General features: G+C 66.9%; 9 protein-coding genes. All 9 read right to left on the bottom strand.

The window, feature by feature from the left end; translation table 11 throughout:
• Nucleotides 1-2 precede the first annotated feature (2 nt).
• On the bottom strand, nt 3-611 hold the full coding sequence (locus tag KDW96_RS00450) for a chemotaxis protein CheW (RefSeq protein WP_255838430.1): 609 nt from the start codon (nt 609-611) through the stop codon (nt 3-5).
• Entirely contained in the window at nt 596-2128 is a 1533-nt protein-coding gene (locus tag KDW96_RS00445) for a CheR family methyltransferase (RefSeq protein WP_255838429.1), read from the bottom strand. Before KDW96_RS00445 ends, KDW96_RS00450 begins: the two co-directional genes overlap by 16 nt.
• Nucleotides 2115-2594, bottom strand: a complete 480-nt coding sequence (locus KDW96_RS00440; RefSeq protein WP_255838428.1) for a chemotaxis protein CheW — start codon at nt 2592-2594, stop codon at nt 2115-2117. Before KDW96_RS00440 ends, KDW96_RS00445 begins: the two co-directional genes overlap by 14 nt.
• Nucleotides 2595-2693: 99 nt before the next feature.
• Nucleotides 2694-4172 carry an efflux transporter outer membrane subunit gene (locus KDW96_RS00435; RefSeq protein WP_304665568.1) on the bottom strand — a complete coding sequence of 493 codons (1479 nt, stop codon included), beginning with the start codon at nt 4170-4172 and terminating at the stop codon, nt 2694-2696.
• Nucleotides 4169-7276 (bottom strand): efflux RND transporter permease subunit, encoded by a 3108-nt coding sequence (locus tag KDW96_RS00430; protein ID WP_255838427.1) that lies wholly within the window; start codon nt 7274-7276, stop codon nt 4169-4171. Before KDW96_RS00430 ends, KDW96_RS00435 begins: the two co-directional genes overlap by 4 nt.
• Nucleotides 7273-10371 carry an MdtB/MuxB family multidrug efflux RND transporter permease subunit gene (locus tag KDW96_RS00425; RefSeq protein WP_255838426.1) on the bottom strand — a complete coding sequence of 1033 codons (3099 nt, stop codon included), beginning with the start codon at nt 10369-10371 and terminating at the stop codon, nt 7273-7275. Before KDW96_RS00425 ends, KDW96_RS00430 begins: the two co-directional genes overlap by 4 nt.
• On the bottom strand, nt 10368-11573 hold the full coding sequence (locus KDW96_RS00420) for an MdtA/MuxA family multidrug efflux RND transporter periplasmic adaptor subunit (RefSeq protein WP_255838425.1): 1206 nt from the start codon (nt 11571-11573) through the stop codon (nt 10368-10370). The genes KDW96_RS00425 and KDW96_RS00420 overlap by 4 nt, the downstream gene beginning before the upstream one ends.
• A gap of 157 nt (nt 11574-11730) precedes the next feature.
• Nucleotides 11731-12231, bottom strand: a complete 501-nt coding sequence (tpx, locus tag KDW96_RS00415; protein WP_255838424.1) for a thiol peroxidase — start codon at nt 12229-12231, stop codon at nt 11731-11733.
• A 109-nt stretch (nt 12232-12340) separates the two neighbouring features.
• Nucleotides 12341-13627 (bottom strand): alanine/glycine:cation symporter family protein, encoded by a 1287-nt coding sequence (locus KDW96_RS00410; RefSeq protein ID WP_255840597.1) that lies wholly within the window; start codon nt 13625-13627, stop codon nt 12341-12343.
• Between the last annotated feature and the right edge of the window lie 65 nt (nt 13628-13692).

Genomic DNA, 13692 nt, shown 5'->3' with positions numbered 1-13692 from the left:
CCCTAATCCTCGACCTTGATCCGCAAATTCTCGTCGCTCAGCAGCAATGCCCCATCGAGCACGGTGCGGTGTTCGGCGGTGACGCCGAGCAGGTAGGCCGTGCGAACTCCGGATAGGTTGGCCACGCGCTTCTGCAGCCCATCGCGGCGGATCTGGCCGATCCCCTGGACCCGATCGATCAGCAGGCCGAACTCCATGTCCGGGCTGCGCAGGACCGCCATGAAGTTCTTGTCGGACAGCCCGCCGATCGGCAACTCGAACAGTACCCGCAGGTCGATTAGCGAAACGATGTGTCCTCGCACGTTGACGATTCCCAGCACGAACGGCGGAACGCACGGCAAGGGAGTGTACTGGCCCAACGGCAACACCTCGGCGACGTGCGCACTTTCGATGGCATACAGTTCGCCGCTGATGCTGAACGTCAGTACCTCCAGCCAATCCTCGACCTGCTCCTTTTGCTCCTTCTCCGCCCACTGCTGTGTGCGTTTCAACAGGCGGGCGTCGCGTTCCTCGGCATCGACGCCGAAACCTGCGGCCAGGCGCTCCTCGAATTGACTCAGACGCTGACGAATCTGCGCCCAGCGCAGGTCTTCCTTCAGTGACTCGGACATGTACGCGCTTCCTGTTGCAATTGATCGCACAACCGCAGCAGCTGCGCGCAACTGATGCCGTCGCCATGGGCGGCCGGGGCGGCACCGTCCTGTGTCAGGAGCAGTTGCCTGCAGACCTGCAGCGCCTTGTCGCTGGCGCGCCACTGCCCCTCGGCGCGCAGCAGGCGGGCGCGCAGGAAATAGCCGAGGATGAACTCGGGGTCCAGGTACAGCGCCTTGTGCAGGGCCTTCAGCGCCGCCTGGTTGTCGCCGGCTTGCTGCGCGAGCAGGGCCTGCAGCCAATAGGCCTCGGGCGCGGCGCAGTCCAGGTCCAGCGCCCTTTGCAGCCACTCCCTGGCCTGCTCGACCTGGTGCTGGTCGGCCCAGCTGCGCGCTAGGGCCAGGCAGGCCCGGTGCTGCTCGGCGCGACTCAGGTCGGCGCATCCCAGAAAGGCCAGGAGCGCCTCACGGGCCGGCTCATGGTGACCGCCGGCCAGCGCCTGGGCGGCCTGACGCCAGTAGCCTTCGCTCGAGCCGTGCCGAGTATCTGGGCGACCCGGCTCGGCTGCGGTGATCGACACGGGACTCTCCGATCTATCGATAGGCCGTGGGGCTAGACGCGTTGCCGGAGCGGGTTCCAGCGGCAGCGTCGGCGCCGATGAGGGTACAAAGCTGGCGACGGTCGGGGCGCCTGCGCCGCTCAAGGCATAGTTGCAGCCAGCCCAGCGGCCACTCAGCCCAGCCTGGGTGGCGAGTCCCGCCTCGACCGCGCTGAGCAGCAGCAGGCCGTCTGCGCTTAGGCTGACGAGCAGGCGACGCAGTGCGCCGAGGGCCCGACCCGGCGAGAAATACATCAGCACATTGCGGCACAGGATCAGGTCGGCGCCGGGAAGCGCCGGCGGCAGCTGGCTGTCGGCGAGGTTGTACTGGACGAAGCTGATGCGCCCGCGCCATGCCGGGCGCACCCGCCAGCGACGCCCCTCGGCCTGGAAGTGGCGCTGGCGGAACGTCTCCTCGTTGCTGCGAAAGGCGTTCTGCCCGTAGAGCCCCTGCTCCGCGCGGGCGAGGAAGGCCGCGTTGATATCACTGGCGACCAGCTCCACGGACCACTGCGCACGGTCGTGCCCAAGCAGTTCATCGATCAGGAACAGCAGGCCGTAGGCCTCCTCGCCGGTACAGCAGCCGGCACTCCACAAGCGCAGGCTGCGTCGGCCTTCCTGCCGGCGCCGGGCAACGAGGGGGGCGAGGTGATGGCTGGCGAGCCAGTCGAAGGCTTCGAGATCGCGGCGAAAGTAGGTCTCGCCGACGGTAAAGGCCGCTATCAGGCCTTGCTCCTGGACGGCATCCCAGTCGGCGAATGCCAATTCCCGCAACCAGCCATCGAAGTCCGCGACTTGCCGTTCCATCGCCAGCAGCTGTAGGCGACGCAGCAGGTCCGACTGTTTCGAACCGGAGAAATCCATGCCAAGGTGCTGCAGCACCTTGTGGCTCAGGGCTTTGAGCAGACGCGGTGAACAGCTGGGCTCAGCGCGCAGCATCGAATACGCCCTCCCTGGCCGTCAGCAGGGCATCGAGTCGATGCTCGTCCTCGTTACTGAGCAGCTGTTCGACATCCTGGATCAGCAGGAGTCCGTCGTTGCTGCGCACCACCCCGCGCAACAGACTGGAGGGCACCCGTGGGTCGGGTGCAGAGGTGAAGTCTTCGCCGTCACAAACACGCACCGCCTCGACCTGCTCGACCGGCAGCAACAGCTCGCGAGTGCTGGTAGTCAGCCAGATAAAAGGTTGCCACAGGGTAAGCTTGGGCGAGTCCCAGCCGAATCGGCGGGCCAGGTCCACCACCGGGAGCAGCCTGCCACGTACATTGGCCAGTCCCGAGATCGTCTCGGGCGCCCCGGGCAAGGGAAGGCTCTGCAGCGCCGGCAGCACTCGAACCACCTGATCGAGGGCAACCGCCAAGTGCTGACCCGACAACCAGAACGGTAACACCAGGTATCTGTCCATAGATCCGTCCCTGTCACCACACGCTATTACTCACCCTCTACCCTAGCTCAGGGAGACCCGGCGTCCAGTCCTCTGGAACAAGCAATAGATAGCAAAGTGCTATTGCGGGTCGACACTAGCACGGGCGTCGTCTTCCTTGGAAGCGGGTTGCAGCTGCCAGCCTCCGCCCAGTGCGGCGATCAGCTGGACGCTGGCGTTCAGACGATTGCCGAGCAACGTCAGGCTGCTGCGTTCGCTGTCCAGGGCGGTGGTCTGCACATTGACCACGCTGTTGAAATCGACGGTACCGGCCTTGTACTGGTTCTCGATCAGCCGCAGCGATTCGCGCGCGGCATCGAGGGCCTGCTGCTGGATGCCAGCCTCCTGCTCAAGCACCCGCAGTTGCACGAGGTTGTCTTCGACCTCGCGGAAGCTGGCCAGCACGGCCTGGCGGTACTCGGCGACAGTTTGATCGTAGGCCGCCTCGCTGCGCTCCAGCTCGGCGCGCCGGGCGCCTGCGTCGAACAGGCTCAGGGCCAGTTCAGGGCCGAGCGACCAGAAGCGGTTGGGCAGGCTGATCCAGTTGGCGAAGCTGCTGCTGCGATAGCCACCGCTGGCGGACAGCGTCAGGTCCGGGTACCAGGCCGCCTGGGCGACGCCGATCTCGGCGTTGGCGGCGATCACCCGGCGCTCGGCGGCGGCCACATCCGGGCGCCGTTCGAGCAGCTGCGACGGCAGTGCCAGCGGAATCTGCGGCAGTGTCGGCAGCCCTGGGCGAGCGGCAATGCGCAGCTCGCTCGGCGGCACGCCGACCAGCACGGCAATGGCATGCTCCAGCTGGTCGCGCTGCCAATGCAGGTCGATGGCCTGGGCCTGGGTGCTCCTGAGCTGGGTCAGCGCCTGGCTGACGTCGGACTTGGCGACTATGCCGGCGCGGTACTGGTTCTCGGTGAGCTTCAGCGAGCGGGCGTAGGCGGCGACGGTGGCGTCCAGCAGGCGCTGCTGATCGTCCAGCACGCGCAATTGCAGGTAGTTCTGCACCAGCTCGGCCTGCTGGCTGAGCCGCAGCGCGGCGAGCTCGGCGGCGCTGGCCTGGTAGGTGGCCTCACTGGCCTCCAGTGAACGACGCAGCTTGCCCCAGATATCCAGTTCCCAGGCGGCATTGAGGCCCAGCTGGTATGAGTTGGAGACTGCGCTGCCTGTGCCAACGCTGCCTAGACTTGTCGCCGACTGCCCGCCACCCTGGGCGCCGCGGCTGACCCCGACGCTGGTCGACAGGTTCGGATAGAGCGCCGCCCGGGCACCGCGCGCCAGGGCTCGGGCCTGGCGATACTGGGCCTCGGCGGCGGCGAGGTTCTGGTTGGACAGGTTCAGCCGCTCCACCAGGGCGTCGAGTTGCGCATCGCCGTACAAGCTCCACCAGCGCCCACGTTCCAGATTCTCGCTGGGGTTGGCCAGGGTCCAGCCCTCACTCTGGCGGAACTGCACCGGAATGCTTTGCTGCGGACGCTGGTAATCCGGTCCCAGGGCGCAGCCGCTCAGGAGCAGCGCCAGGGCGATCAGGGTCAGGGGGCGTTGGATCGGCATCAAAGTGCTCATAGCGGGATTTCCAGGGCAGCATCGCTGGGCACGCCGCGCCAGCGATTGACGCGGTGGCGCAGGCGGTCGAGATAGAGGTAGACCACCGGGGTGGTGAAGAGGGTCAGCAGCTGACTGAGGATCAGCCCGCCGACGATGGTCAGACCCAGCGGCTGACGCATCTCCGCCCCTTCGGCCATGCCCAGCAGCAGCGGCAAGGCGCCGAGCAGGGCCGCCAGGGTGGTCATGATGATCGGCCGGAAACGCAGCAGGCAGGCACGGCGGATCGATTCCTGGGGGCTCAGGCGCTCCTGGCGCTCCAGCTGCAGGGCCAGGTCGATCATCAGGATGGCGTTCTTCTTCACCACACCGATCAGCAGGAAGAGTCCGAGCAGGGAGATCAGGCTGAACTCGCCGCCGGTGAGGATGATCGCCAGCAAGGCGCCGACCCCGGCCGAGGGCAGCGTCGAGAGAATGGTCAGCGGGTGGATGTAGCTCTCGTAGAGGATGCCCAGCACGATGTAGACCACCAGCAAGGCACCGAGAATCATCAACGGCTGCCCCTTGGCGGCACTGGCGAAGGCGCCGCCGGTGCCGCCCAGGCTGCCCTGCACCTCGGTCGGCAGATTGACCTGCGCCACCGCCCGGGCGATGGCGGCATTGGCCTGTTCCTGGGTCACCCCTGGCGCCAGGGAATAACCGATGCTGTCGGCGGCGAACTGGCCCTGATGGTTGACCCGGTCCTCTTCCAGGCTGCGCGTCCAACTGGCGAAGCTCGACAGCGGCACCCGCTGGCCGTCGGCGCCGATCACCTGGATCTGCGCGAGGGTCTCGGGGTACTCGGCGTACTTCGGGTTGATTTCCATGACCACGCTGTACTGATTGAGGCTGTCATAGATGGTGGAGATCTGCCGCTGGCTGAACGCGTTGTTCAGCACCGCGGTGATCATGCTCATGTCCACCCCCAGGCGCCTGGCGGCGTCGCGGTCCACCAGCAGGCGAATCTGCTGGGCACCCTCGCCCTCGTTGGCATCGATGCCGGTCAGCTCCGGCAGTGCCGCCAGGGCGTCGCGCACTTTCGGCAGCCAGGCGTTGAGGTCGTCCAGCTCGCTGGCCATCAGCACGTATTCGTTCTCCGAGCTGCGGCCCTGGCGTCCGCCGAACTGCAGGTCCTGGTCCGGCATGAGGAACAGCCGCCCTCCCGGTACCTTGGGCAGGTCGGCGCGCAGGCGCTCGATCACCTGCTGGGCGGACAGGTCGCGCTCGGCCATGGGTTTGAGGCGCACCACCAGAAAGGCGTTGTTGATTCCGCTGTTGCCGCCGATAAAACCCGCCACGCTCTGCACGGCCGGGTCGGCCAGCAAGGCGCGTCGGTAGATCTCCATCTTCGGCTGCATGACCTGAAAGGACAGGCCATCGTCGCCGCGCACGAAGCCGATCAACTGACCGGTGTCCTGCTGCGGCAGGAAGGTCTTCGGCACCTCCACGAAGAGAAACACGTTGAACGCCACGGTCGCCAGCAGGCTCAGCAGGGTCAGCCGGTGATGGCGCAGGGCCCAGTCCAGGCCCCGCCCGTAGGCCGCCAGCACCCGCGATTGCAGGCGCGCGCCGAAGCGCTGCAAGGGGCCCTGCTGGCGCTCAGCCCGTTCGGCCTTGAGCCAGCGGGCACAGAGCATCGGCGTCAGGGTCAGCGACACCAGCATGGAAATCAGGATGGCCACCGCCAGGGTGATGGAGAACTCGTGGAACAGCTTGCTGACGATGCCCCCCATGAACAGGATCGAGAGAAACACCACGACCAGCGACAGGTTCATCGACAACAGGGTGAAGCCGACTTCCCGCGAGCCCTTGAACGCCGCCGCCATGGGCGTTTCGCCCGCCTCGATATGCCGCGAGATGTTCTCCAGCACCACGATGGCGTCGTCCACCACCAGACCGGTGGCGATGATCAGGGCCATCAGCGACAGGTTGTTCAGGGAGAAGTCCAGCAGGTACATCAGGGCGAAGGTGCCGACCAGCGATACCGGCACCGCCAACGCCGGGATCAGCGCGGCGCGCCAGCGGCCGAGGAAGGCGAACACCACCAGGGTCACCAGGGCCACGGCGATCAGCAGGGTGCGCTCGGCTTCATGCAGGGTGGCGCGGATCACCGGCGAGCGGTCCATCGCCACCTCCAGGGTGACGCTGGCCGGCAACACCGCCTGCAGGGCCGGCAGCTGGGCGCGGATGTCGGCGATGGTTACGATGATATTGGCGCCGGCCTGGCGATTGATCACCAGCAACACCGCCTCGTGGTCGTTGTAGAAGCCGCTGTTGTAGCGGTCCTGCACGCCGTCGCTGACCGTGGCGACGTCGCCCAGGCGCACCGCCGCGCCGTTCTGGTAGCGGATGATCAGCGGGCGGTAGTCGGCGGCCTTGTCCAGCTGGTCGTTGGCCTGGATCTGCCAGTGACGGGCATCATCTTCCAGGGCGCCCTTGGGGCGATCGAGGTTGGCCTGGGTGATGGCCTCGCGGACCTCGTCCAGCGCGATGCCGTAGTGATCCAGCAGGCGCGGCTCCAGGGCCACGCGCACCGCCGGCAGCGAGCTGCCGCCGACCTGCACCTCGCCGACGCCCTTGACCTGGGCCAGCTTCTGCCCCAGCACGGTGGCCGCCAGGTCGTACAGCTCCCCTTTGTGTAACAGCGGCGAGGTCAGTGACAGCACCATGATCGGCGCCTGCGAGGGATTGATCTTGCGGTAGCTGGGCATGCTGCGCATGCCGCTGGGCAGCAGGTTGCGCGCGGCATTGATCGCCGCCTGCACCTCGCGGGCGGCGGCGTCGACATCCCGGTCGATGTCGAACAGCAGGATGATCCGCGTGTTGCCCTGGCTGCTGCGACTGGTCATTTCGCTGATGCCGGCGATGGTCCCGAGCGAGCGCTCCAGCGGCGTGGCCACGCTGGAGGCCATGACCTGGGGACTGGCGCCCGGCAGGTTGGCGTCGACCACTATGGCCGGAAAGTCCATCTGCGGCAGCGGCGCCACCGGCAGCAAACCGAAGGTCAGGCCGCCGAGCAGGAGGATGGCCAGGCTCAGCAGCAGGGTCGCCACCGGCCGGCGGATAAAGGGCGCCGAGAGGTTCATGGTTCGACCAGGACACCCGCCGCGCTGCGCCCGCCGAGGCGACGCGCCAGGCGGTCGAACCAGAGGTAGATCACCGGCGTGGTGAACAGTGTGAGCAGCTGACTGAGCAATAGCCCACCGACCATGACCAGGCCCAGGGGCTGGCGCAGCTCCGCCCCGGAACCACTGGCCAGCATCAGCGGAATGGCGCCGAACAGCGCCGCCAGGGTGGTCATCAGAATCGGCCGGAAGCGCAGCAAGGCGGCCTGGTAGATCGCCGCCTCGGGGGCCATGCCCTGCTGGCGTTCGGCCTCCAGGGCGAAGTCGATCATCATGATGGCGTTCTTCTTGACGATGCCGATCAGCAGGATGATGCCGATGACGGCGATCAGGCCCAGGTCGTTGCCGGTCAGCAGCAGCGCCAGCAAGGCCCCGACCCCGGCCGAGGGCAGCGTGGAGAGGATGGTGATCGGATGGATGTAGCTCTCGTAGAGCACGCCGAGCACGATGTACATGGTCACCACCGCCGCCAGGATCAGCAACAGGGTACTCGACAGCGAACTGCGAAAGGCTTCGGCCGCGCCCTGGAAGCGGCTCTGGATGCCGGCCGGCAAGCCGATGGCCTGCTCGACCTGCTCGATCACCGCCACCGCCTCGCCCAGCGACGTGCCGCCGGCCAGGTTGAACGACACGGTGACCGCCGGGAACTGGCCGATATGGTTGATCAGCAGCGCCGCCGCGCGTTGCTCGATCCTGGCCAGGGCGGACAGGCGAACCTGCTGGCCACTGGCGCTGCGTACATGGACCTGCTCCAACGCCGCCGGGCCGAGGCTGCCGGCGCCCTGGCTCTCCAGCACCACCCGGTACTGGCTGGCCTGGGTGAAGATGGTGGAGATCTGCCGTTGGCCGAAGGCGTCATACAGGGCATCGTCGATGTCGGCGATGCTCACGCCGAGACGGGCGGCGGCGTCGCGGTCGATTTCCAGATACACCTGCAGGCCGCGGTTCTGCAGGTCGCTGGCCACGTCGCCGAGGGCCGGCTGCTGGCGCAGAGCCTCGACCAGCCGTGGCGTCCAGGTCTCCAGCAGCGCCATATCCGGTGACTCGAGGCTGAACTGGTACTGGGTGCGGCTGACCCGTCCCTCGATGCTCAGGTCCTGTACCGGCTGCAGGTACAGCTGGATCCCCGGCACCTTGGCCAGCGCCGGGCGCAGACGCTCGATCACCTGGCTGGCCGTGACCTCGCGTTCGCGGTGCGGCTTGAGGTTGATCAGCAGGCGCCCGCTGTTCAGCGTCGGGTTGTCGCCGTCCACCCCGATATAGGACGACAGGCTGGCTACCGCCGGGTCCTTGAGTATCACCTCGGCCAGGCGCTGCTGGCGCTCGCTCATGGCGGCGAAGGAAATGCTCTGCGGCGCCTCGGAAATGCCCTGGATCGCGCCGGTGTCCTGCACCGGAAAGAAGCCCTTGGGCACGGCCAGGTACAGCAGCACGGTGAGGACCAGGGTGCCCAGCGCCACCAGCAGGGTCAGGGTCTGATGCCGCAGCACCCATTGCAGGGCGTCGGCATAGCGCGCGATCAGGCCATCGATAAAGGCCCCGCTGGCGCGGTAGAAACGCCCCTGATCGGCTTCCTTTTCCTGCTTGAGCAGGCGCGCGCACATCATCGGCGTCAGGGTCAGCGACACCAGCAGGGAGATCAGGATCGCCACCGCCAGGGTGATGGCGAATTCGCGGAACAGGCGGCCGACCACGTCGGCCATGAACAGCAGCGGGATCAACACGGCGATCAGCGACAGGGTGAGGGAAACCAGGGTGAAGCCGATCTGCTTGGCGCCCTTGAGCGCGGCATTCAGCGGCGTCTCGCCCGCCTCCAGGTGACGGCTGATGTTTTCCAGCATGACGATGGCGTCGTCCACCACGAAGCCGGTGGCAATGGTCAGCGCCATCAGGGTCAGGTTATTGATCGAGAAACCGGCCAGGTACATCAGCGCAAAGGTGCCGATCAGCGACAACGGCACCACGATCGAGGGAATCAGGGTGGCGGACAGCTTGCGCAGGAACAGGAAGGTCACCAGCACCACCAGAGCGATGGCCAGCAGCAACTCGAACTGCACGTCGCTGATCGCCGCGCGGATGGTCTGGGTACGGTCGGTCAGTACCTTGACCTCCAGGCTGGCGGGCAGGCCGGCGGTGATGCTCGGCAACAGCTTGTGGATGCGATCGACCACCTCGATCACGTTGGCGCCGGGCTGACGCTGGATGGTCAGCAGCACCGTCTCGTTGCGGTCGGCCCAGGCAGCCAGGCGCCGGTTCTCGGCACCGTCGACCACGCTGGCGACATCCTCCAGGCGCAGGGCCGCGGCGTTTTCGTACTTGAGGATCAGGCCGCGGTATTCGTCGGCGGACTTGAGCTGATCGTTGGCATCCAGCTGCGAGACCCGGGTCGGCCCGTCGAAGTTGCCCTTGGGCTGGTTGACGTTGGAGGCGGTGATCAGCGCACGCACGTCGCTCAGGTTGAGGCCGTGACTGGCCAGGGCCTGCGGGTCGACGCGGATGCGCACCGCCGGCCGCTGGCCGCCGGCCAGACTGACCAGGCCGACACCGCTGATCTGGGCGATCTTCTGCGCCATGCGCGTGTCGACCAGGTCGTGCACCTCGGTCAGCGGCAGGGTCGCCGAGCTGATCGCCAGGCTCAGTACCGGGGTGTCCGCCGGGTTGACCTTGTTGTACACCGGCGGCGCCGGCAGGTCCTTGGGCAACAGGTTGGTGGCGCCATTGATCGCCGCCTGCACCTGCTGCTCGGCCACATCCAGATCGACCGCCAACGCGAAACGCAGGGTAATCACCGAGGCGCCCCCGGAACTGGCCGAGGACATCTGTTGCAACCCCGGCATCTGCCCGAACTGCCGCTCCAGCGGCGCGGTGACGGCGCTGGTCATCACCTCGGGGCTGGCACCGGGGTACAGGGTCAGCACGCGAATGGTCGGGTAATCCACCTGGGGCAAGGCCGATACCGGCAGGAGCCGGTAGGCGATCAGGCCGAGCAGGAAGATCGCCAGCATCAGCAGCGTGGTGGCGACCGGACGCAGGATGAACAGGCGCGAGGCGTTCATGCGTCGTCTTTCGCCTTGGCCGTGGCCTGGGCCTGTTCGCCGCTGGCGTCCATCACCTCGACCGGGCTGCCGTCGCGCAGGCGGTCGGTACCCTCCAGCACCAGGCGCTCGCCGAGGGCGACGCCCTGCTCGACCAGGGTCAACTGGCCATCGCTGGGTCCGACTGCCACGGGACGCACCTGCACCTTGTCCTGCTCGTCGATGACGTAGACGAAGGTGCCGCTGGCGCCGTACTGCAGGGCTGCCGCGGGGATCAGCAGGGCCTCGCGGCGGACTTCCACGCGCAGGCGCACGTTGACGAACTGGTTGGGAAACAGCAGCTCCTCGGCATTGGCGAAACGGGCCTTGAGCTTGACCGTACCGGTGGCGGTATCGATCAGGTTGTCCAGGCTGTCCAGCACGCCCTCGGCAAGCTTCGCCCGCTCGCTGCGATCCCAGGCCTCGACCGGCAGTGGCTGGCCGCCGCGGAACTGGCGCAGCACCTCAGGCAGTTCGCCTTCGGCCAAGGTGAACAGCACGGAGATCGGTTCGGTCTGGGTGATCACCACCAGCGGCAGCGCGTCACTCGAACTCAGCAGGTTGCCGGCATCCACCTGACGCAGCCCCAGGCGTCCGCCGATGGGGGCGCGCACCTGGGTGAACTCGAGGTTGAGGCGGGCCTCGGCTACCGCGGCCTGGTTGCTCTTGAGCGCGCCGCGGTACTGGTTGACCAGGGCCTGCTGGGTGTCCAGGGTCTGCTTGGCGATGGAGTCCTCGGCGTACAGGCCACGGTAGCGGGCCAGGTCCAGCTCGGCATTGGTCAGCTGCGCCTGGTTCTCCTGCAGCAGCCCCAGGGCCCGCTGCAGGGCCACCTCATAAGGGCGCGGATCGATCACCGCCAGCAGGTCGCCGGCCTTGACCCGCTGGCCGTCTTCGAACAGCACCTTGGTCAGCTCGCCGGCGACTTGCGGACGCACGTCGACCCGGTTGAAGGCCGTGACCGTGCCCAGGGCCTTGAGCTCGATGGGGAAATCGCCCTGGCTGACCTGGCCCATGCGTACCGGTACCGGACCGTCGTCGCCCCAGCGGCGAGCATCCTGGGGTTGGACCTTGGCGGGCCAGTACCACCAGAGCAGCGCGCTGAGTACGACCAGCAGGATCAGGGCGATCAGCCAGCGGCGTGAAGAATTCGAGGAGCGGGAACTTGCGTGTGTCTCGGGCATGGTGCGGTCACTTCCTTGGCAAGCCCGCACGATAAGCACTGGCAGGGCCTAAGCAAAGCCACTTTACCGGCTATTTACCTCGCGCTGACCTGCCTGTGCCCGGCGCCCAAACGAAAACGGCCTCCCGAAGGAGGCCGCTCGCAGCTATTGCCGGATGTTACTTGAGCACGGCCAGAGCCGCGTCATAGTTCGGCTCATCGGCGATCTCGGCGACCAGCTCGCTGTGCAGCACCTTGTCCTGCTCATCGAGCACCACCACGGCGCGGGCGGCGATCCCGGCCAGCGGGCCGTCGGCGATGGCCACGCCGTAGTTCTTGAGGAACTCGGCGCCACGCATGGTCGACAGGTTGATCACGTTGTCCAGGCCTTCGGCGCCGCAGAAACGGCCCTGGGCGAACGGCAGATCGGCGGACACACAGAGCACCAGGGTGTTGGCCAGCGCGCCGGCCTCGGTGTTGAACTTGCGTACCGAGGCGGCACAGGTCGGGGTGTCCACGCTTGGGAAGATGTTCAGCACCTTGCGCTTGCCGGCCAGGCTGGCCAGGCTGACGTCGGCCAGGCCATTGCCGACCAGGGTGAAGGCCGGGGCCTGTTGACCCGGTTGCGGCAGCTGGCCGTCGACATGAACCGGGTTGCCTTTGAGGGTGACTTGGGCCATGGGGTAATCCTTTTTTGCAAAAATTAAGGGCGGTTGCCGAGTCTAGCGCAGAACGGGCCAAGGGCTGCCGGCTGCTTCGCCGGAAGCCCTTCCCTCTTCCGCTGACGGATCAGGGGTTCGAAAAGTGATCCCTGGTCAGCTTGACCACTATCGGGCTGAGCAGCAACAACGAAAGCAGGTTGGGTAACGCCATCAGCCCGTTGAGGGTGTCGGCGAGCAGCCAGGCGAAGTCCAACTGGGCGACTGCACCGAACGGTACGGCCAGCACCCAGATGATGCGAAACGGCATGATCGCCTTGGTCCCGACGAGAAACTCCCAGCATTTTTCGCCGTAATAGCTCCAGCCGAGGATGGTGGTGAAGGCGAAGACCACCAGGGCGATGCTCAGCAGCGCCCCGCCGAAGCCTGGCATGCCGGCCTCGAAGGCCGCCGCCGAGAGCCCCGCGCCGCTGACACCGCTGGTCCACACGCCGGAGGTGATGATCGCCAGTCCGGTCAGGCTGCAAATGATCAGGGTGTCGATGAAGGTGCCGAGCATGCCGATCATCCCCGAGCGCACCGCGCTGGTGGTGGTGCCGGCGGCCTGGGCGATACCGGCGGTGCCGAGGCCCGCCTCGTTGGAGAAAATGCCCCGGGCCACGCCGAAGCGGATCGCCGCCATCACCGCGGCGCCGGCGAAGCCGCCAGCGGCCGAGACCGGACTGAAGGCATGGGTGAAGATCAGCGAGAAGGCGGCGGGAATCGCCTCGGCATGCACCACCAGCACGACGATAGCCGCGGCCACGTAAGCGATCGCCATGGTCGGCACCAGGGAGGCGGCCACCTTGCCGATACGCTTGATGCCGCCGAGGATCACCAGGCCGACGAAGATCATGGCCACCACCCCGGTTACCCAGGACGGCACACCGAAGGTGTCTGTCAGGGCGTGGGCCATGCTGTTGACCTGGACCATGTTGCCGATGCCGAAGCCCGCCAGGCCGCCGAAGATGGCGAAGGCCGTGCCGAGCCACAGCCATTTGGCCCCCAGGCCGTTCTTGATCGCGTACATCGGCCCGCCGACGTGCTCCTGGCGGTCGTCGGTCTCGCGGTAGTGCACCGCCAGCACCACCTCGCAGTACTTGGTGGCCATGCCGACCAGGGCGGTGCACCACATCCAGAACAGCGCGCCGGGGCCGCCGAGAAAGATGGCGGTGGCCACGCCGGCGATATTACCGGTACCGACAGTGGCCGCCAGGCAGGTCATCAGCGCCTGGAACGGGCTGATCTCGCCACTGCTTTCGTCGCCCTTCTTGCGCCCCTGCCACATGAGCTTGAAGCCGTGGCCGATCTTCGCCAGGGGCATGAATTTCAGGCGCAGCATGAGGAACAGGCCGGTGCCGAGGATCGCCACCAGCATCGGCGGTCCCCACACCACTCCGTTGACCAGATTGACCAGGTTGGTGATGAACTCCACGGCAGCCT

Origin of the sequence: Pseudomonas benzenivorans (assembly GCF_024397895.1) — a bacterium.
GTDB classification, from domain to species: Bacteria; Pseudomonadota; Gammaproteobacteria; order Pseudomonadales; family Pseudomonadaceae; genus Aquipseudomonas; species Aquipseudomonas benzenivorans_A.
Note: the sequence above shows the minus strand (reverse complement) of the source record. Positions and strands in the feature narration are given on the sequence as shown.